Here is a 19,069-nt window from a genome sequence, read left to right on the forward strand (position 1 = left end):
GGTTATGTCAGAACACAACTCGCTATTGACTACGCACAAATGGTTAATGCCTTCGGCTGCCGTTACCGGACTGTTGTTGGTAATCTTGTATGCCTTGGGAATTTTGGGCGGACCGGATAAGGTCGAGCCGGGAACGGCTAAAGCCGGCGGGCAGGCATTGCCGGCGGGTGCGCAAATTTTTAAAGTCGGTCAGCAGTCGGCGGCCAATACTCTGTCTTGGCAGGGTACGGTGCGCTCGCGAACCGTGGCCAAAATTTCGCCCAAATTGAGTGCCCGTATCTTGGAGGTCTTGGTGCATCCCGGAGACAAGGTTCACAAAGGCGATGTGATTGCCCGTTTGGATGATAGGGATTTACGCGCGGCCTATAATGCGGCCAGTGCGGCCCAGGCCGCGGCGCAGGCTCAGGCCGGCCAAGCCGGTGCGGAAGAAAAACGCATGGTCGATTTATATGGAAAGCAGGCGGCAACCCGGCAAAGTTATGATGCGGCGCTGGCGCAGGCCAAGGCCGCGCGGGCCGTGGTCGGCCAAGCGGCCGGCGCGGCTCAACAAGCCAAAGTCATGCTGGGCGAGAATGTGTTGTACGCGCCATTCGATGGCGTGATCAGCGAACGGTTGAAAGAGCCGGGCGACATGGCCATGCCCAGCGAAGCGGTAGCGGTTATGTACAAACCGGACGATTTACGTTTCGAAGCGGCGATTGCCAATCATTGTTTCGAACAAGTGAAGTTGGGAATGCCGGTGACTGTGCGCCTGGATGCTCTGCATCGCTCTGTGCCGGCCCAAGTTGACGAAATCGCTCCGGAAATCGACCCGCAAACGCATACCCGGATGATCAAAGTCAACTTACCTGCAAACGATGGCTTGCAACATGGCCAGTATGGTTGGTTGGAATTGAGTTGCCAGGCCGATCGTCAGACCCTGCTGATACCAAGCTCCGCAGTGCTGCATTATGGTCAACTGCAAGCGGTTAAGGTGGTCGACGGTGGGCAACTGCACACCCGGCACATACGCACCGGCAAGCTTTATGGTGAACAAATCGAAGTGCTGTCGGGCTTGCGCGATGGCGAAACCGTGCTCGGCAATAGTGGGTTGGCAAATACCCACGGGAGCGCTAGATGAAGCAAGAGCCGATCATTAAAAAAGATAGTCTGACGGTTGCGATCGTCCGGCTGTTTACCACTTCGCATCTGTCCCTATTGTTCCTGCTGATTTCCTTGCTGGCCGGCGCGGCGGCGCTGACCTTGACGCCGCGCGAGGAAGATCCGCAAATCATCGTGCCGGTGATGGATGTGTTCGTGCAATATCCCGGCGCCACAGCCGAGGAAGTCGAAAAGCGCGTCACCACGCCGCTGGAAGTATTGCTGAAGCAGATCCAGGGCGTGGAATATGTGTATTCGGCCTCGCGCCCCGGCGAATCCTTGGTGACAGTGCGCTACGAGGTTGGGCAAAGCATTGAGGATAGTCTGATCAAGACTCGCGACAAACTGCAAGCCAATCTCGACATCATTCCACCCGGCGTCACAAACTGGGTAGTCAAGCCGGTGGAAATCGACGATGTACCGATTTTGCTGTTGAGCCTGTCGATGCCGAAAGCTAACCAGGACATCATGGCGATTCGCCGCATTGCCGAGGAGCTGATCGAGCGCTTGCGCGCCATCGACGATGTCGGCAAGAGTTGGGTGCTGGGGGCGGCGCCCAGACGCATTTCGGTTTATCCCGATCCGGCTAAATTGCAGGCCGGTCAGGTCAGTCTGCTCGAAATTCAACAGGCGCTGGCGCAAAGCAATGTCAATCTGCAAGCCGGCAATTTCAATCAAAACAACCGCGAAATCGTATTGGAAGCCGGGCCGCATTATCAAAGCGTCGAGCAGGTCGGCGAAACGGTTCTGAAAAACGTCAATGGCCGCTTGGTGTATTTACGCGATGTGGCTGAAATCATCGACGGCCCGCAAGATACCGATTATTACACCCGCATCGGTTTCGGTCCGGGCGTTGAGAACATGCATAGCGTAGGACATGCCGATGATGATCTGTTACCGGCCGTGGGGGAAGAGCGGCAAATGGCGACCATTGCGATTGCCAAGCGGCGCGGCAGCAATGCGGTCGGCGTCGCCGAGCAAGTGCTGGAATTGACCGAGCATTTGCATGGCAGCTTGATCCCGGACGATGTGTTGATCAGCGTGACACGCAATTATGGCGAAACCGCCGACCATAAAGTCAATGAACTGGTGATGCATTTATCCATCGCGATTCTTACTATCATCGTACTGTTGGCGTTTTCGTTGGGTTTCAAGGAATCGTTGATCGTATCGCTGGCGGTGCCGATGACCTTTGCGGTGACCTTGCTGCTGGATTTGATCTTCGGTTACACCATCAACCGGGTGACGTTGTTTGCGTTGATTCTGTCGCTGGGTTTGCTGGTCGACGACCCGATCGTCGACGTCGAAAACATCCACCGCCATTACAAGCTGCGCAAGGAACCGCCGTTGCAGGCCTTGCTGACGGCGGTCGACGAGATTCGTCCGCCGACGATACTGGCTACTTTCGCGGTGATCATGTCTTTCGTGCCGATGTTTTTCATCACCGGCATGATGGGGCCTTACATGGCGCCGATGGCCTTCAACGTGCCGATCGCGATGCTGATGTCGCTGCTGATCGCATTCACGGTAACACCCTGGGCCAGCTACCGGCTGTTGAAAGGAGATTACGGCAAGGATCACGGTCCTGAGTTCGTGCTGCAAGAAACGCGCGGTTTCAAGGTCTACCAAGCTATCATGGCGCCACTATTGCACAACAAAGCCAAGGCGCAGTGGTTTTTACTGGCAGTGTTCGTGGCTTTCGTCTTGTCTGCGCTGATGGCGGTGACGCGGGTGGTGCCGTTGAAATTATTGCCATTTGACAATAAAAACGAGCTGCAATTGGTGATCGACATGCCGCGAGGCTCCTCCTTGGAAGCTACCGACGAAGTGGCGGCGGCCTTGGGGCGTTATTTGGCCACGGTCAATGAAGTCAGTAATTACCAAACCTATGTTGGTTTGGCATCGCCGATGGATTTCAACGGCTTGGTACGGCATTACTATTTACGCCAAGGCGCTTACGTCGGCGACATTCGAGTAGTGCTGATCGATAAAACCCGGCGCGAGCAACAATCGCATGCGATTGCGCTCAGGATGCGGCCGGATATAGCGCGCATCGGAAAACAATACGGCGCCAACATCAAAATTGTCGAAATGCCGCCTGGGCCACCGGTGCTGTCGAGCGTGGTCGCGGAAATCTACGGCCCGCCGGAAGCGAGTTATGGCGACATTATCAAAGTCTCCAACCGGGTGCGAGCCGATCTGGAACAAACCGAAGGCGTGGTCGACGTCGATGACTTTGTCGAAGCGCCGCAAGACAGGCTGCATTTCATTCTCAATCAGGACAAGGCCGCCTTGCTGGGTATCAGTAGTCAACAGGTGGCGGGCAGTCTGAAGCTGGCGGTGGAAGGCGGTATGTCCGGGACTTTGCATATCGCGACCGAGCGCCAACCGCTATTGATTAATCTGCAATTGCCCAGGGCAGCGCGCTCCTCCGAAGCCGATTTACTGGCTTTGTCGGTCAAGTCGGCCAACGGTGACTTGGTGCGGTTGAGTGAACTGGGGTATTTCGAACACGAAAAAGGTGATCAGACTATTTACCACAAGAATCTACAGCGGGTGTCCTACGTGCTTGGCGAAATGGCTGGCCGTAGCCCGGTCGAGGCGGTGTGGGATGTGGGTGATAAATTCGATGAGCAACCGTTGCCGGAAGGTTACCGGGCCGAAATGGCCGGGGAAGGGGAGTGGAAAATCACGGTCGACGTGTTCCGCGACTTGGGGTTGGCCTTCGCCGCCGCGATGGTGATGATTTACATTCTGTTGGTTGGGCAGACCGGATCGTTGGGCGTGCCGCTGATCATGATGATCGCGATTCCATTGACCGTGATTGGCATCATGCCCGGCTTTTGGTTCATCAACCTGTTTGCCGAGGATGTCGGTGCCTACGCCGATCCTGTTTATTTCACCGCCACGGCGATGATAGGCATGATCGCGTTGGCGGGTATCGTGGTGCGAAACTCGATCATCCTGATCGACTTCATCGAGAATATTTACCGCGGCAACCCGGATATTAGTCTGGCTGATGCAATTATCGAAGCCGGCGCCACCCGTCTTAATCCGATTTTCTTGACTGCGGCCTCGGCCGTCCTGGGCTCGGCGATGATCGTGCTCGACCCGATCTTCTCCGGCCTGGCCTGGAGCTTCATCTTCGGCATCATCGCCTCGACGCTGTTTTCATTGGTGGTGATTCCGCTGGTTTATTTTCTGATCAATCGGAATATGCCTAAAATAGTCAAAACCGATCAGTAACGAAGCTATGACTAAAGACACGCCTTTCATTTTCGAGCAAATCCACATCGAGGTGGCGCGGGCCGCCTCCGATGATTTCAACTTGTTTCATGACAAGCATAAATGGCTGCAGGTGACGCATAATCCGTTTAAGGGGCCGATTGTGTTGGGGTTTCAGCTCAATACCCTGATCGAGCATCAGATGAGGTTATATCGGGCGGCGCAGCACGAGAATAGGATCATCGCCGAGAATCAGCTGCGTTTCAGCAATTATCAGATTACCTTCGTCAATGCCTTGCGGCCCCGGCAGGAATTGTCGCTGGACATCAAAAAGACGCTGATTACAACCATTCCCGAGCTGAGTTTAAGCAACCGAATTTCGATCAAGTCGCAAGGTAAAACGATCTTGTTGGGGCATAAAAAAGAGACCAAACGGCCGCTGTTTTTGGCCGATACCGATCTCGGTGACTTGCCTGACCTGAATCAGATTCCGGATAAAACCGTGGTGCCGGGTACCGATTTTTTCCTAAAACGTAAATGGATGACTAACGGGAACGTGAAAAACTTCCTGTCGGGATCGTTGGCGGAACAGTCGGATTATTTCGATGAGTTGGCGCATATGGAACACTATCCGGAGGTGTTTCCCTGTAGCCTGACTTCCGGCGCCTTGCTGGAAAAAGCCCAGATGGAAAATCATGATTTCAAACGCAATCCAATGGTGTATACCTCGCATGATTTTTCGGTGGATAGGGTGCATCTGGCGCAAGTCAAAAACAACGACAAGCTACATATTTTGGTCAAGCAGTTACCGGAGTCGAAGGATAATACCCTGAACCACACCAGTATCATGCTGCGCACCTATGAGTGTTACGGTTTGCTGGAAGATCGGGCGATTTTGTTCAGAATCAAACTTAACCTGGTGCCGTTGGAGGAAATTATCAAAAATCTAAGTGCAAGAACTCACTAATAATCAGTATCTTGCACTTGTCGTTGCTAATGTTGTGAATTTTTCGGAACATCAAGTATAATCCATTAAGTCGTTAGGCCCGGCCTGTGACGAGATTTCAAATTAACAATAAACACTAAAGATAAGGTGGATGCTGTCAGTTAAGCGTTCGCATTGTTCGAGGAAAAAAATATGAGTAATATCGAAGAACGAGTAAAAAAGATTGTCGCGGAACAATTAGGCGTGAAAGAAGAAATCGCAAACGATGCGTCTTTTGTTGATGATCTTGGTGCGGATTCTTTAGACACAGTTGAACTCGTCATGGCTCTGGAAGAAGAATTCGAGTGCGAAATTCCAGACGAAGAAACTGAGAAAATCACCACCGTACAATTGGCTATTGATTACATCAACGCCAATCTGCAATAAGTTGTTCAAGCGGCTAGTGGTTTATCCACTAGCCCACACCTCTTTCCCCTCTGATTGCCTTCTATAAATACGGTAGTTTACTGTGAGCACACGTCGAGTTGTTATAACGGGCTTAGGCGCTGTTACGCCTTTAGCGAATAATGTTGCCGATACCTGGGAAGGGATTGTCAACGGTAAAAGTGGCATTAGTCCTATTGATTCGTTTGATATTTCAAGTTTTGCAACCACGTTTGGCGGGGTAATCAGAAATTTCAATATCGGCGATTACATTGCGGAGAAAGATGCCAAGCGTATGGACGGCTTTGTGCATTACGGTATCGCCGCGGGTTGTCAGGCGATTGACGATTCTGGGATAGTGGTCACGGAAGAAAACGCCGAACGCATCGGTATCGCGATTGGTGCCGGTATCGGCGGTATAACCGGGATTGAAGAGTGCTATGCCACCTACGTGGCCGGTGGGGCGCGCAGAATTTCGCCGTTTTTTGTGCCCGGTAACATCATCAATATGATTTCCGGTAACCTGTCGATTAAATATGGCATGAAAGGCCCGAATTTTGCGATCGTGACGGCTTGTTCCACCGGCACTCACAATATCGGCGACGCGGCGCGTTTGATCAAGTACGGCGATGCCGATGTGATGGTGGCCGGCGGCGCCGAGCGCTGCACGACTTCGCCGACAGCGATGGGCGGCTTTGCTTCGGCCAAGGCGTTGTCGCGACGCAATGACGACCCGCAACGGGCTAGCCGTCCGTGGGATAGAGATAGAGACGGTTTTGTGTTGAGTGATGGTGCGGGTGTGGTAGTGTTGGAAGAGTTGGAACATGCCAAGGCCCGTGGCGCAAAAATCTATGCGGAACTGGTTGGTTACGGCATGAGCGGCGATGCTTATCACATTACTTCACCGTCGATGGGCGGCGAAGGTGCGGCGCGTTGCATGCGGAATGCCTTACGCGATGCTAAGTTGAATCCGGCCGATGTCGATTACATCAACGCGCACGGCACCTCGACACCAGCCGGCGATGTCGGTGAAACCCATGCGATGAAAACGGCGTTGGGTGAATCAGCCTACACAGTTGCGATCAGTTCCACCAAGTCCATGATCGGCCATTTACTAGGGGCCGCCGGCGGGATTGAAGCTGTGTTGACGGCGTTGGCCATTCAACACCAGATTGCGCCGCCGACTATTAATTTGGAAAATCCCGATCCCGAATGCGATCTGGATTATGTTCCCAACATTGCCCGGAATATGAAGATTGATGTTGCTATCTCCAATTCCTTCGGCTTCGGCGGTACTAACGGTACTTTGATTTTTAAACGTTACCAATAAGCCGTTGTTCTCAAACAGTGTCCGCCTATGTTTCTATTGAATGGCGAACGCAGACAGTATGTTGATGTCTCGGATAGAGGCTTCCAATACGGCGATGGTTTATTTGAAACCATCGCCGTATTCAACAGTAAACCGCTTTTCTGGCGGCGGCATTTAGCCCGCTTGGCTAAGGGCTGCGAGCAATTACTGATACCGCCCCCCGATCCCGCGCTGTTGACGGCGGAAGCGCTGCGGATCACCTCATCCGCCGACAGCGCGGTCCTGAAGTTGATAGTCACGCGTGGTAGTGGCGGTCGCGGTTATCGCCAACCCCAGCCGATTGTACCTACCCGGCTATTAAGCCTGCATCCCTCTCCCAATTACCCGGATGAATATCAAACCGACGGCATCATCGCGCGATTTTGCGATCAACGTTTGGCCATTAGTCCGAGGCTAGCCGGTATCAAGCATCTGAACCGTCTGGAGCAGATTCTGGCGAGAGCGGAGTGGCGGGATGACGCGATTCAGGAAGGCTTGATGTTGGACGGCGATGGTTACGTTGTGGAAGGCACCATGAGCAATTTGTTCTTCGTCAAAAACGGTGTTCTACATACGCCTTCGTTGGTTCGTTGCGGGATAGCGGGGATTGTGCGGCAATTGGTGATAGACTTTGCCAGGCGCAATGAAATTCGATTGCTTGAACAACAGTTTGAAACAACAAGCGTTTTAGAGGCGGATGAAGTTTTCGTCACCAATTCGGTGATAGGCATTTGGCCTGTTAAACGACTCGATCAACAGTGCTTTAGCGTGGGTAGTATTACCCGTGATATACAGCAATGGTATGCCGGAGCACGTATAGAAGAGACAAACTTATGATTAGAAGCATAGTCGCGTTTACTAGCTTGATGGTGTTGAGCTTGTTATTCATTTGGGGAGGCATGCATTATCACATCTTGCAAAAAAAACCGGTGGTTACTAGTTTAAGTACGCTGGACATAAAAAAAGGCGATACTCTGGATAGCGTGATCAGACAGCTAAAGGCTCAGCATATCGCCGTAAATTCACTTTGGTTCAAACTATTCGCTTATTGGACCCATTTAGACAGGATGTTGAAAGTCGGTGAATATGTTCTGAATAAAGGCGCCACCGCCGGCGATATTCTAGCCCAGCTGAAACAAGGCAAGACCCGGCAGTATTCAATTACCTTTCCCGAAGGCTGGAGTTTCAAACAAGTCTTACAGGCTATACATGAAAACCCCAATCTACAACATACCTTGTCCGGTACCGAGTTGGCCGGTGTGATGGAAAAGGTCGGTTCCGACCAGTCTCATCCGGAGGGGTTGTTTTTTCCGGACACCTATTATTTTGAAAAAAACAGCACGGATTTGGAATTGTTGAAGCGGGCACATGACAAAATGCAACAGCTGTTAGCCTCTGAATGGGAAAAACGCGACAAGCAGGTGCCGCTGGATAGTCCTTATCAGGCCTTGATATTGGCCTCGATTATCGAAAAGGAAACGGCCGCCGCCGCGGAACGCAAAACAATAGCCGGTGTGTTTAGCCGCCGTTTAAAAAAAGGCATGTTGCTGCAAACCGATCCGACCGTGATTTACGGCATGGGGGACGATTATCAGGGCAATATTCGCCGCAGCGATTTACGCGAACCTACGCCATACAATACTTATCTGAATAAAGGCTTGCCGCCAACCCCGATTGCGATGCCGGGTAAGGCCGCTATAGTGGCCGCCTTGCATCCAGCCGATGGCGATGCATTGTTTTTTGTCGCGCGTGGTAATGGGCTGCATGCCTTTTCGGCGACCTATTCGACCCATGAAAAATATGTCGAGCTGTATCAGCGATGAAACTCGGACGATTTATTACCCTAGAGGGCGGGGAAGGCGTCGGTAAGTCGACAAATTTGCGCTTCATCGAACAACTGCTGGCCGAGCGCGGGATCGAAGTCGTCGTAACTCGCGAGCCCGGCGGCACCGAGTTGGCGGAAAACATACGCCATCTGTTGCTGGCGAAACATCATGAAAGTATCACGCCTGAAGCCGAATTGTTGCTGATGTTTGCGGCGCGTTCTCAGCATATTCAGCATGTCATTCTGCCTGCCTTAAGCCAGGGGAGATGGGTGCTGTGTGATCGTTTTACCGATGCGACCTACGCTTACCAGGGTGGAGGCCGCAACATGGATATACAAACCATTGCCTGGCTGGAACAGGCCGTGCAGGGCGATTTGCGGCCCGACTTAACCCTGTTGCTGGATGCGCCGCTGGAAACCGGCATGCTGCGTGTGCGACAGCGGGGATTGCTGGATCGCTTCGAGAGCGAACAGCTAGATTTTTTCGAACGCGTGCGTCAGGCTTACCTGCGGCGCGCAGGTCTGGATAGGCAGCGTTATAAAGTCATCGACGCCAGCTTGGCCTTGCCCGAGGTTCAGGAGCAGATCGTCAAGGCTGTCGATGGGCTCGAATCGGTATGAAGTCCGCGCATTATTCCGCCTATCCGTGGCAACAAACCATTTGGCAACATCTTAGCGGTTATATCGAGCAGCAACGTATCCCGCAGGCTTTGTTAGTCGTGGGTTCTCAAGGCGTGGGCAATAGCCATCTGGCCGATGTTTATGCGCGGGCCTTGTTGTGCCATGCACCGCTGGCTGATCACTCGGCTTGCGGCCATTGCCATGGTTGCAAATTATGTGATGCGCGGACGCATCCCGATTATTTGTTGATCGAGCCAGACGAGCCCGGTAAAGGTATCGGTATCGATAAAATTCGCCGATTGATTGTCAATTTGGCCTTAAAGCCGCAATTTGATGCTTATCGGCTGGTGATCATCGATCCGGCCGACCGGTTGAATAATGCTGCGGCCAACGCGTTTTTGAAGTGTCTGGAAGAGCCGACCGAGCGCACTTGTCTGGTGTTGTTGACTGAAAACCCGTCCCGGCTGCCGGCCACCATCCGCAGCCGTTGCCAGACTCTTCATTGTCCGGCGCCGGACAAGCATATTGCCGGCCGCTGGTTGCAACAGCAGGGCGTGCCCGGCCAGAATGTCGATTTGTTGCTGAGCCTGTCGCAAGGCGCACCTTTATTGGCAAAACAGTACGCCGAACAGAACTTTATTGATCTTAGGCAAACTTATTTTAAGACCTGGGTACAAGTCGCCGAAGGAAAGAGCAATCCGGTTCCGGTGGCGGAACAATGGCAAAAACAAGATGCGCTGGATTTGAAAGTGCTGCTGGCCTGGATGCTCGGCTGGGTCATGGATATGATTAAATTCGCGCACGGGGCGGATACCCGTCAGTTACATAACCCGGACATGAAAAAATCCTTGCAAGCCCTTGCCGAGCGGCTAGAATTAACCGGCCTTTATCCGTTTTACGATAGCTTGCTGAATGCCAAGTCTCAATTAGGCACACAAATAAATAAGCAACTGATGCTTGAGCAACTGTTAATTCGCTGGTCACAACTCAATATTTAATAACAAATATGGCCGAAACAGCACCCAGACAAGGTATTTTGTCGTTGTCCATCAAAGACAAAAACGCGCTTTATGCCGCGTATATGCCGTTCATTAAAAATGGTGGACTGTTCATTCCCACCAAACGGGAATACCAAATGGGCGAGGAAGTGTTTATGTTATTGAATTTAATGGAAGAGACCGAGCGTTTACCTATTGCCGGGAAAATTATCTGGAAAACGCCGGTCGGTGCGGAAGGTTATCGATCTCCCGGTATTGGGGTGCAATTCAGTGATCAGGATGGCGGCATGGCTAGAAATAAAATCGAAACCTATTTGGCCGGCGCACTGGAATCGGATCGATCCACTCATACTATGTAATCCTTGTTCGACGCCAAGGCCTCGGCATCCAAATCATATACCCGCATGTTTATCGACTCCCATTGTCATCTGGATCGGATTGACCTAAAACCTTACCACAACGACTTCGACGCTTTCGTTAACGACGCGCGGACCAAACACATCGAACACATGTTGTGTATTGCCATTGACCTGGAATCTTATCCGGACATGCTGGCGCTGGTGGAACCTTATCCCGAAATTTCACTGTCGGTGGGTGTGCATCCCAATGTGACGGAAGGGCGGGAGCCGACTGTCGACGAACTGTTGGCTCTGGCTAGCCATCCCAAGGTAATTGCGATCGGCGAAACCGGGCTGGATTATTTTCATGGCAAAGGCGATCTGGCGTGGCAGCATCAACGTTTTAAGTATCATATCCAGGTTGCTAAAACCCTGAATAAACCGTTGATCATCCATACCCGAGAAGCCGGACATGATTCATTGGATGTATTGAAAACCGAAGGCGCGCAGCAAGTGGGCGGGATTATTCATTGTTTCACCGAGGATTGGGCTTACGCCGAAAAGGCTCTGGAACTGGGATTTTATATTTCATTTTCCGGCATCGTTACCTTTAAAAACGCTCTGGCTATCCAGGAGGTGGCGCGAAAAGTGCCGGCAGACCGCTTTTTGATTGAAACCGATTCACCCTATCTGGCGCCGGTGCCTTACCGCGGCAAGCCTAATTATCCAACTTATGTGCGGCATGTGGCCGAGCATATCGCCGAATTGCGCGGTAGTAGCCTGGAGGAAATCGCCGAATTATCCCGTACTAATTTTTATCGTTTGTTTGCGATGCAATAAGCCGTTGCCGATTGGCGGGCAAAAAAAACGGCCAGTTACGAGAAGAAAACCGGCCGTTTTGAGAGGGAAGTAACTCTGTTTTCCCGCTAGGGCGCATACAAGAGTCGGGCAGAGTCTAACTAAACAAAACTGATCTGAAAATGTGGCATATCGCCGCGTGACAAATTGTCGCTGACGTCTATCATCATTCATGCAAAATTTTTTAGAAATGCCGCAAGGCCGTTTCGTGCTCGGGCGGTTCCCGCATCGAAAAAACGAATTGCTACAAGCCTGGGATGCGGCGGACGAATATCTGCTGAATTACCTGGCCCGCGAGGCGATTCCGGCGCCGGAATCGCAAATTGTGATACTGAATGATAGTTTCGGAGCACTGGCGTTGGCATTACATGCGTATCGGCCAACGGCGATTTCCGATTCTTTTCTGTCCCGGCAAGCCACCCTAAACAATTGTCAACTGAACTTAATCGATCCAGGCAAAATTCATTTACTGGACAGTTTGAGCCTACCCGATTGCGGTATCGATTATTTGCTGATCAAAGTACCTAAGACCTTGGCTCTGTTGGAATATCAGCTGCATAGGCTTAGGCCGTTGCTGAAACCCTCCAGCAGGATTATTGCCGCAGGTATGGTCAAGGCACTGCCCGCAGGCGTTTGGAAGTTGTTGGAGCGGTTGATAGGACCCACCACTACCTCCTTGGCCGTAAAAAAGGCGAGGATGATTTTTGCCAATATCGACACTCAATTGGTATTGCCTAACAATCCTTATCCGGTTCGTTATCGACTGGAAAATACCGATTGGTGGATCAGCAATCACGCCAATGTGTTTTCCCGCGACAGTCTGGATATCGGTACTCGGCTGTTATTGCAACATTTGCCGAATAACCCGGATTATCATCGGATCATAGATCTAGGCTGCGGTAACGGCGTGGTGGGTTTGATGATGGCGGATCGCTTGCCCAATGCGCGGATCGGTTTTGTCGATGAGTCATTCATGGCTATCGCATCGGCGCGCGAGAACTTTGAATCAGCGTTTGCCGGTGGGCGCCAGGCCGATTTTATCGTCGGGGATTGTTTGAGCGGAGTTCCTCCACTGAGCGCGGATTGCATAATCTGCAATCCGCCGTTTCACCAGCAACATGCTATCGGCGATCATATCGCCAGACAAATGTTTCAGCAGGCTCATCAAGTTCTGCGAAAAGGCGGCGAGTTACGAGTGATAGGCAACCGGCATTTAAATTATCACCAGAACCTGAAAAAACTGTTCGGAAACTGGGAACAGGTTGCCGGCAATGCTAAATTCGTCGTGGTTAAAGCGGTTAAGCGTTAATCAACGAAAGTGATCTTTCAATAATCTGACTTTTGCAAATACATGTGCCGGGGTGTCGTCCCTGGCGGATATGGCTTTGCGCAGGTCGGCACTGTGTTCACGCAGAAACGGGTTGGTAGCCAATTCCACGGACAGGGTAGAAGGTACGGTGGGCAGATTTTGATGGCGCAATTCGGCCACTTCGGCCAGACGTTGCAATAAGTCCGGATTATCGGCATCTAAAGTCATCGCGAAACGGCCATTGGCTTGAGTATATTCGTGAGCGCAGTAGATGCGGGTGTCACCGGGGAGGGCTTTGAGTTTTTGCAACGAATGCCACATCTGCTCCGCGCTGCCTTCGAATAGCCGTCCGCAACCCAACGAAAACAGGGTATCGCCGCAGAATAGTGCCAGGCTGTCGGGACAGTAATAAACGATATGGCCCAAGGTATGGCCGGGCGTGCTGATGATTTGGAAAGATTGCAGACCTAGTTGGACTGTCTCGCCATCAGCGACAGTAATGTCGATGCCCGGAATTCGCCTATTATCGAACGCGGCGCCAACGACCTTACAACCCGTCGATTGCTTGAGTTGCAAATTGCCGCCGACATGGTCGCCATGATGGTGGGTGTTGAAAATATAATCCAGTCGCCAGCCGTTTTGTTCCAGTGCATCCAGCACCGGCTCGGCGACAGCCGGATCGACTACCGCGGTTTGGCCCGTGCTTGGTTCGTGCAGCAGATAAATATAATTATCCGTCAGAACCGGTATTTGCAGGATTTCCAGCATCGGTTGTTACGCAGCAAACGCTTCGATTTTTGCCAAAATGCCTTTGGCATCGAGCCCGCACAAACTGAGCAATTCCTCGCGGCTGCCTTGTTCGACGAAACGGTCGGGCAGACCGATATTCAACACCGGCATCAGGATTTTTTGCGCCTGTAAAAACTCGTTGATCGCGCTACCGGCACCGCCGGCGATGACGTTTTCCTCAATGGTGACGACGACGTCGTGGCTCTTGGCCAGTTCCAGCACCAAGGCTTCATCGAGCGGCTTCACAAAGCGCATGTTGACTACGGTAGCGCTCAGTTGTTTGCCAACTTCGACCGCTGGCGTGACCATGCTGCCCCAGGCCAGTATCGCGATGCGGCCGCCCCGATGTCTGACTTCGGCCTTGCCGATTTCCAGCTCGGTGAGATCAGCCTCGACAGTCGCGCCGGGGCCCTTGCCGCGCGGATAACGCACCGAGGCTGGACCTTGGTGCTTGAAACCTGTCGTCAGCATTTGCCGGCACTCGTTTTCATCAGCCGGCGCCATCACCAGCATGTTGGGGATGCAGCGCATGTAGCTGTAATCGAAGGCACCGGCATGGGTGGGGCCGTCCGGACCCACTAACCCGGCTCTGTCCAATGCGAACAGCACATCCAGATTCTGCAACGCTACGTCGTGGATCAATTGGTCATAGGCCCGTTGCAAAAAGGTCGAATAAATCGCCACCACCGGTTTCGCGCCCTGGCAGGCTTGGCCGGCGGCCAGCGTCACCGCATGCTGCTCGGCGATCGCCACATCGAAATAACGTTTCGGAAACTGCTTGGAAAACTCCACCAGGCCCGAACCTTCCCGCATCGCCGGCGTAATGCCCAGCAAGCGCTCGTCCTGTTTCGCCATGTCGCACAACCAGCGGCCGAAGACTTCGGTGTAAGTCGGATGCGGCGACGGCGCGGCCTTGGGCAGATAATCCTTGCTCGGATCGAAGGCCGGCACGCCGTGATAAGCCAAAGGATCTTTCTCGGCCGGCGCGTAACCCTTGCCCTTCTTGGTCACCACATGCAGGAAAACCGGGCCGGTCAAATCCTTCAGATTCTCCAGCGTCGACACCAGCATATCGACATCGTGACCGTCGATCGGCCCGAAATAATTAAAGCCCAGCTCTTCGAACAAAGTACCGGGCACGATCATACCCTTGACATGTTCCTCGGTCTTGCGCGCCAATTCCCACACCGAAGGCATCTTGGCGAGAGCCTTCTTACTCTCTTCCCGCACCGACGAATAAAACTTACTCGACAACACCTTGGTCAGATAATTATTCATCGCCCCGACCGGCGGCGAAATCGACATATCGTTGTCGTTCAAAATCACCAACAGATTGGCGTTGACGTCGCCGGCATGGTTCATCGCCTCGTAGGCCATACCGCCGGTGATCGAACCGTCGCCGATAATGGCCACCATCTTCTTATCCTCGCCGCGCAGCTGTGAGGCGATCGCCATCCCCAGCGCCGCGCTGATCGACGTACTGGAATGGCCGACGCCGAAAGCATCGTATTCGCTTTCTTCGCGCGACGGAAAGGCCGAGACGCCGCCCAGCGTTCGGATGGTCGGCATCCTGTCCTTGCGTCCGGTCAGAATCTTATGCGGATAAGCCTGATGGCCCACATCCCAGACCAACTGATCCACCGGGGTATCGAACACATAATGCAGCGCCACGGTCAGCTCGACCGTGCCCAGGCCCGCCGAAAAGTGGCCGCCGGAGATGCTGACGGTATGAGTCAGATAGCTACGCAGCTCGTCGGCCAAGGCCTTGAGCTGTTCTTTCGGCAGGGCGCGGACATCGGACGGGCCGTGGATGTCTTTCAGTAATGGATAATCGTTAGTCAGTTTCATGATCAGTACAGGGGTTCACGATAGAACATCAGAATGACGCCTATTTGGAACAAGGCGAACACTGAAATAAAACCGGCAACGTTTTTGCCGGGCGAGTCGAGCTTGAGTTCCAGCCAGCGGCCGCAGGCTAGAATCAGAGAAAACACGCCCATCAGGGTGTGGCCAACTTGGATCAGAAACGCGGTTTTGGCTTCGAAACCGACATGCGAATGCGCCAGTAACATCATGCCACCGAATGCCGCCAGCAGTGGAAACATATAAGGCATGAAACCGCTATTATTGTTCAGGCGTGCCCGGACTTCGATCAAGCCCAGTATAAACACCAGCATGGTGGCTATGCGGTGCTGCAGGATTTCGCCGTTGTTGAAAGTACTTTCCCAGAAGCCGATAGGGCCGAGCGGCCAACTTTCGGCATCGCTGCGGAAAAACAAAAACACACCGAGTGCCATGAAGCCGACCGGCCAGAAGCGTGCCCAACTATGAAATCGGCTGGAAAACGACAGCATGGCGAAGAAGCTCATAGTGGCCAGGAAAATGCCGGAGATGTTGTGGTTATAGTCCGACCAGGCGGTGGCGGCTTCCGAGGGCACCTGGCCGACGATGGCAACGCGCCCTGCTTCGCCGGCGATCAAGGCTTCATGCGTGGGCGATTCCCAGCGCGGAATGCGCGGGTGGAACATGTTCAGCACTTCGTCCACCGAGGCTGTCAAATGCGGGATATCGACCGCCGGCGGCTGGGAAGCCAGGCTGGCGGCGGTGAACAAAATGGTCAGCAGGATCAGGGTTTCCGCTTCGATGTAATAAGGTACGCGGGCCGTCAGCGCATAAAGGCTGCGGCTGACAAAGTATTCTTCGACTGCCTTGCGATTCAACCAGGCAAAGCCCAGCGCCAAGCCCATCATCATGATCTTGACCATCAGCAAGTTACCGTAACCGGCACCGATGAAGCCCTGAAAGGTGCGGATGTAATACCAGGCCAGTGGGGTGCCGGTTACCAGTAATGCGCCGACCGCGAGGATGCCGACCATTGAAAAACGCTTCAGCAGCATTGGCCAGATTTCCACCGCGATGGCGTTGCGCTTTTTCAGACCCCACAAGGCCAGGATTTGAAAAATCCCGCCCACCCAGGTGGCGGCGGCCAATTGGTGAGTGACTGTCAGGGTCATCAGTAAACCGCGGTCTTCCAGACGGCTGGCGCCATGCACCAGCCAAGCGGCGGCCATTACCAACGGTACGATAATCGCGGTCGCCGTCAGCCAATGTTGCTTGGAGCGAAGGCGGTTATTAAGCCCGTATTTGATAAACAAAAACAAAGCGAAAGCGAACAACGCGCGTGCCATGCCGGCGCTGAATTGTACGGTTTGGAAAAAGGCCGGAAATGGTGATTTTCCCAAGGTTACCGCCATCAACCAGATTTTCAGGCCGATTTTAGACAACTGAGTAATCACCAGGGCTTTGCTGCCGAAGTGAATCAGATTGACGGTTTTTTCCAGCAAGGCGCTGTTGTAATTCGAATCTTCATCCCAGGGCCGTAACACAAACAAGCCCCACATCAAACCGCCGATGGCAATCGAATAGAAGGTGAGATCGACGCCGCCGATCAGCGAATCAAGGTAATTGGCAATGCCTTCCATAATGGTTATTTAGCTTCTTTGACAAAAAAACGCAGCAGGTCTTCGCTGAGATGACCGTCCGCGGCGAAGATTTTCAATTTGATGGCGTATTCACCTGGCTTCAGGGCCGGCAAATCGAGCACGACCTGGCCCGCTTTCGCACCTGGCGTGGCGGTGATAGGCGTCATCACGTCACCGGCACTGACCAGGAACACCTCGGACAGGTCCAATTCCACCTTGGAATTGAACGACAGCTCTACCTGGCTGGCCAGGTTGACTGGTACCGGTTTCAGTTTCAGTGAATTGTGGGTGACGACGGCATGGCCGAACGCCAGATTGCTGGTCAGCAACGTTAATGCCAAGGCGGCGGGTTGGAAAAATCGCATCATTAGGGACCTCACTTTTTGTTTTTTAGGGCGTGGCTGGCCAGATTTTTACCTAGGGTCCAGATCGAGCCGGTGACCTGATGGGTATCGGCGATGGTTTTGTCCATGGAATTGATAATCCAGTCGCGGTCTTTTTGTGTCAGATTTAGCGGCGGCAAAAACTTGACCACGTTCATGCCGTGCCCCGCGACCTGGCTCAGAATGCGGTGTTCCTTGAACAACGGTATCGTGATCATCTGGCAGAATAGGCCTTTGTTGGCCGCTTCCAGCATGGCCCAGGCGGCTTTGAGGCCTAGGCTTTTCGGCGATTGGAATTCGATAGCAATCATCAAGCCCTTGCCGCGTGCTTCCTTAAGGAATTCGTATCGAGTGGCGGAAGCGTTGATGGTATTGATAATGTCTGCGCCGACTTTCGCGCTGTTTTCCACCAGTTTCTCGGCTCTCATGACTTCCAGCGTTGCCAGGCCAGCGGCCATCGCCATGTTATTTTTGGAGAAGGTGGAGCCGTGTACGACGGCTCTATCCATCCGGTTGAACACGGTATCCATGATCTTTGTTGTCATTGCCACGCCACCGACGGGCACGAAACCGCCGGACAGCGCTTTGGCCATCAATATCATGTCGGGTTTGACGTTCCAGTGGTCGATTGCCCAGAATTTGCCGGTACGGCCGATACCGGTCTGGATTTCGTCGGCGACGAACAAGGTGCCGTATTTTTTACATAGGCGTTCGACTTCCGGCAGGTAGTTGTCATCCGGCACGTTGACGCCCTTGCCCTGAATCGGTTCGACGATGAAGGCGGCGACATCCTTGCTGCTAAGTTCTTTTTCCAAAGCTTCAAGATCGTTGAACGGCACGGCGGAGCAGTTAGGCAGCAGCGGGCCAAAGCCTTCTCTGAAAATTTCCTCGCCGTTCAGTGATAGCGAACCCATGGTCAGGCCGTGAAATGCGTGTTCGCAATGAACGATACGGGGGCGCTTGGTGGTGTAACGGGCAAATTTAATCGCCGCTTCCACGGCTTCGGTGCCTGAGTTGCTGAAGAACATTTTGTCCAGATTATCCGGGCAGGTAGCGAGGATTTCCTTGGCCAGCAAGCCGCTCAACAAGGATACGTCCATTTGCACCAGATTCGGCAGTTCCAGTGTCAGGGTTTCCCGCAAGGCGCTGATCACGGTCGGGTGATTGCGGCCGATGGCGAATACGCCGAAGCCGCTCAATAAATCCAGATATTCGTTGTTGTCTTGGTCGTACAGATATTGGCCGATCGCTCTTTTGTAATTTCTGTCATAACCAATAGTGCGCAGTACTCGCACCATTTGATTGTTCAGATAGTGCTCGTGTAAATCGAACTTTTCTTGGAAGTGCTCGGTGAAAAGATCGGCGATGCTAAAAGACATGTAAT

Annotated in this window: 17 protein-coding genes; 12 read left to right on the forward strand and 5 right to left on the reverse strand. The window is 52.9% G+C overall.

All coding sequences use genetic code 11. From position 1 onward, the window contains the following. Nucleotides 1-4: 4 nt before the first annotated feature. From IVG45_RS22080 to IVG45_RS22135, 12 genes are all read left to right on the forward strand, one after another. Nucleotides 5-1,120: an efflux RND transporter periplasmic adaptor subunit gene (locus IVG45_RS22080; RefSeq protein ID WP_196435893.1), complete on the forward strand. Its 1,116-nt coding sequence runs from the start codon at nucleotides 5-7 to the stop codon at nucleotides 1,118-1,120. Then, entirely contained in the window at nucleotides 1,117-4,386 is a 3,270-nt protein-coding gene (locus IVG45_RS22085) for an efflux RND transporter permease subunit (protein WP_196435894.1), read from the forward strand. The genes IVG45_RS22080 and IVG45_RS22085 overlap by 4 nt, the downstream gene beginning before the upstream one ends. A gap of 7 nt (nucleotides 4,387-4,393) precedes the next feature. After that, entirely contained in the window at nucleotides 4,394-5,332 is a 939-nt protein-coding gene (locus IVG45_RS22090) for a hypothetical protein (protein ID WP_196435895.1), read from the forward strand. A 171-nt stretch (nucleotides 5,333-5,503) separates the two neighbouring features. Next, nucleotides 5,504-5,737 (forward strand): acyl carrier protein, encoded by a 234-nt coding sequence (acpP, locus tag IVG45_RS22095; protein ID WP_196435896.1) that lies wholly within the window; start codon nucleotides 5,504-5,506, stop codon nucleotides 5,735-5,737. 82 nt (nucleotides 5,738-5,819) lie between these two features. Continuing rightward, nucleotides 5,820-7,064, forward strand: a complete 1,245-nt coding sequence (fabF, locus tag IVG45_RS22100; RefSeq protein WP_196435897.1) for a beta-ketoacyl-ACP synthase II — start codon at nucleotides 5,820-5,822, stop codon at nucleotides 7,062-7,064. Nucleotides 7,065-7,091: 27 nt separating this feature from the next. Then, the gene (gene pabC / locus IVG45_RS22105; RefSeq protein WP_196435898.1) at nucleotides 7,092-7,919 is read left to right on the forward strand and encodes an aminodeoxychorismate lyase; all 828 of its coding nucleotides are present in this window, start codon (nucleotides 7,092-7,094) and stop codon (nucleotides 7,917-7,919) included. Next, nucleotides 7,916-8,905, forward strand: a complete 990-nt coding sequence (mltG, locus tag IVG45_RS22110; protein ID WP_196435899.1) for an endolytic transglycosylase MltG — start codon at nucleotides 7,916-7,918, stop codon at nucleotides 8,903-8,905. Before pabC ends, mltG begins: the two co-directional genes overlap by 4 nt. After that, a complete protein-coding gene (gene tmk / locus IVG45_RS22115) occupies nucleotides 8,902-9,528 on the forward strand; it encodes a dTMP kinase (RefSeq protein ID WP_196435900.1) in 627 nt (208 codons plus the stop codon). The genes mltG and tmk overlap by 4 nt, the downstream gene beginning before the upstream one ends. After that, nucleotides 9,525-10,526 (forward strand): DNA polymerase III subunit delta', encoded by a 1,002-nt coding sequence (locus IVG45_RS22120; protein ID WP_196435901.1) that lies wholly within the window; start codon nucleotides 9,525-9,527, stop codon nucleotides 10,524-10,526. The genes tmk and IVG45_RS22120 overlap by 4 nt, the downstream gene beginning before the upstream one ends. Before the next feature lie 8 nt (nucleotides 10,527-10,534). Next, entirely contained in the window at nucleotides 10,535-10,885 is a 351-nt protein-coding gene (locus IVG45_RS22125; protein WP_196435902.1) for a PilZ domain-containing protein, read from the forward strand. A 45-nt stretch (nucleotides 10,886-10,930) separates the two neighbouring features. Continuing rightward, nucleotides 10,931-11,704 (forward strand): TatD family hydrolase, encoded by a 774-nt coding sequence (locus IVG45_RS22130; RefSeq protein WP_196435903.1) that lies wholly within the window; start codon nucleotides 10,931-10,933, stop codon nucleotides 11,702-11,704. 190 nt (nucleotides 11,705-11,894) lie between these two features. Continuing rightward, nucleotides 11,895-13,031 (forward strand): methyltransferase, encoded by a 1,137-nt coding sequence (locus IVG45_RS22135; RefSeq protein ID WP_196435904.1) that lies wholly within the window; start codon nucleotides 11,895-11,897, stop codon nucleotides 13,029-13,031. Here IVG45_RS22135 and gloB read toward each other — a convergent pair whose 3' ends face one another. From gloB to IVG45_RS22160, 5 genes are read right to left on the reverse strand one after another with little or no spacing between them, the layout of a single operon-like run. Continuing rightward, a complete protein-coding gene (gloB, locus tag IVG45_RS22140) occupies nucleotides 13,032-13,799 on the reverse strand; it encodes a hydroxyacylglutathione hydrolase (RefSeq protein WP_196435905.1) in 768 nt (255 codons plus the stop codon). It lies immediately after the preceding gene. Nucleotides 13,800-13,805: 6 nt separating this feature from the next. Next, on the reverse strand, nucleotides 13,806-15,668 hold the full coding sequence (dxs, locus tag IVG45_RS22145; RefSeq protein WP_196435906.1) for a 1-deoxy-D-xylulose-5-phosphate synthase: 1,863 nt from the start codon (nucleotides 15,666-15,668) through the stop codon (nucleotides 13,806-13,808). 2 nt (nucleotides 15,669-15,670) lie between these two features. Beyond that, the gene (locus IVG45_RS22150) at nucleotides 15,671-17,302 is read right to left on the reverse strand and encodes a copper resistance D family protein (RefSeq protein ID WP_196435907.1); all 1,632 of its coding nucleotides are present in this window, start codon (nucleotides 17,300-17,302) and stop codon (nucleotides 15,671-15,673) included. A 5-nt stretch (nucleotides 17,303-17,307) separates the two neighbouring features. Next, a complete protein-coding gene (locus tag IVG45_RS22155; protein ID WP_330165373.1) occupies nucleotides 17,308-17,670 on the reverse strand; it encodes a copper resistance CopC family protein in 363 nt (120 codons plus the stop codon). An 8-nt stretch (nucleotides 17,671-17,678) separates the two neighbouring features. Continuing rightward, the gene (locus tag IVG45_RS22160) at nucleotides 17,679-19,064 is read right to left on the reverse strand and encodes an aspartate aminotransferase family protein (RefSeq protein WP_196435908.1); all 1,386 of its coding nucleotides are present in this window, start codon (nucleotides 19,062-19,064) and stop codon (nucleotides 17,679-17,681) included. Nucleotides 19,065-19,069 lie beyond the last annotated feature (5 nt).

It is taken from the genome of Methylomonas sp. LL1, from assembly GCF_015711015.1.
GTDB lineage: Bacteria > Pseudomonadota > Gammaproteobacteria > Methylococcales > Methylomonadaceae > Methylomonas.

What these genes read in the sequence shown, in the direction of transcription:
- IVG45_RS22080 (WP_196435893.1), top strand. Translation starts at nt 5, where the DNA reads ATGTCAGAACACAACTCGCTATTGACTACGCACAAATGGTTAATGCCT.
- IVG45_RS22085 (WP_196435894.1), top strand. Translation starts at nt 1,117, where the DNA reads ATGAAGCAAGAGCCGATCATTAAAAAAGATAGTCTGACGGTTGCGATC.
- IVG45_RS22090 (WP_196435895.1), top strand. Translation starts at nt 4,394, where the DNA reads ATGACTAAAGACACGCCTTTCATTTTCGAGCAAATCCACATCGAGGTG.
- acpP (WP_196435896.1), top strand. Translation starts at nt 5,504, where the DNA reads ATGAGTAATATCGAAGAACGAGTAAAAAAGATTGTCGCGGAACAATTA.
- pabC (WP_196435898.1), top strand. Translation starts at nt 7,092, where the DNA reads ATGTTTCTATTGAATGGCGAACGCAGACAGTATGTTGATGTCTCGGAT.
- mltG (WP_196435899.1), top strand. Translation starts at nt 7,916, where the DNA reads ATGATTAGAAGCATAGTCGCGTTTACTAGCTTGATGGTGTTGAGCTTG.
- tmk (WP_196435900.1), top strand. Translation starts at nt 8,902, where the DNA reads ATGAAACTCGGACGATTTATTACCCTAGAGGGCGGGGAAGGCGTCGGT.
- IVG45_RS22120 (WP_196435901.1), top strand. Translation starts at nt 9,525, where the DNA reads ATGAAGTCCGCGCATTATTCCGCCTATCCGTGGCAACAAACCATTTGG.
- IVG45_RS22125 (WP_196435902.1), top strand. Translation starts at nt 10,535, where the DNA reads ATGGCCGAAACAGCACCCAGACAAGGTATTTTGTCGTTGTCCATCAAA.
- IVG45_RS22130 (WP_196435903.1), top strand. Translation starts at nt 10,931, where the DNA reads ATGTTTATCGACTCCCATTGTCATCTGGATCGGATTGACCTAAAACCT.
- IVG45_RS22135 (WP_196435904.1), top strand. Translation starts at nt 11,895, where the DNA reads ATGCAAAATTTTTTAGAAATGCCGCAAGGCCGTTTCGTGCTCGGGCGG.
- gloB (WP_196435905.1), bottom strand. Translation starts at nt 13,799, where the DNA reads ATGCTGGAAATCCTGCAAATACCGGTTCTGACGGATAATTATATTTAT.
- dxs (WP_196435906.1), bottom strand. Translation starts at nt 15,668, where the DNA reads ATGAAACTGACTAACGATTATCCATTACTGAAAGACATCCACGGCCCG.
- IVG45_RS22150 (WP_196435907.1), bottom strand. Translation starts at nt 17,302, where the DNA reads ATGGAAGGCATTGCCAATTACCTTGATTCGCTGATCGGCGGCGTCGAT.
- IVG45_RS22155 (WP_330165373.1), bottom strand. Translation starts at nt 17,670, where the DNA reads ATGATGCGATTTTTCCAACCCGCCGCCTTGGCATTAACGTTGCTGACC.
- IVG45_RS22160 (WP_196435908.1), bottom strand. Translation starts at nt 19,064, where the DNA reads ATGTCTTTTAGCATCGCCGATCTTTTCACCGAGCACTTCCAAGAAAAG.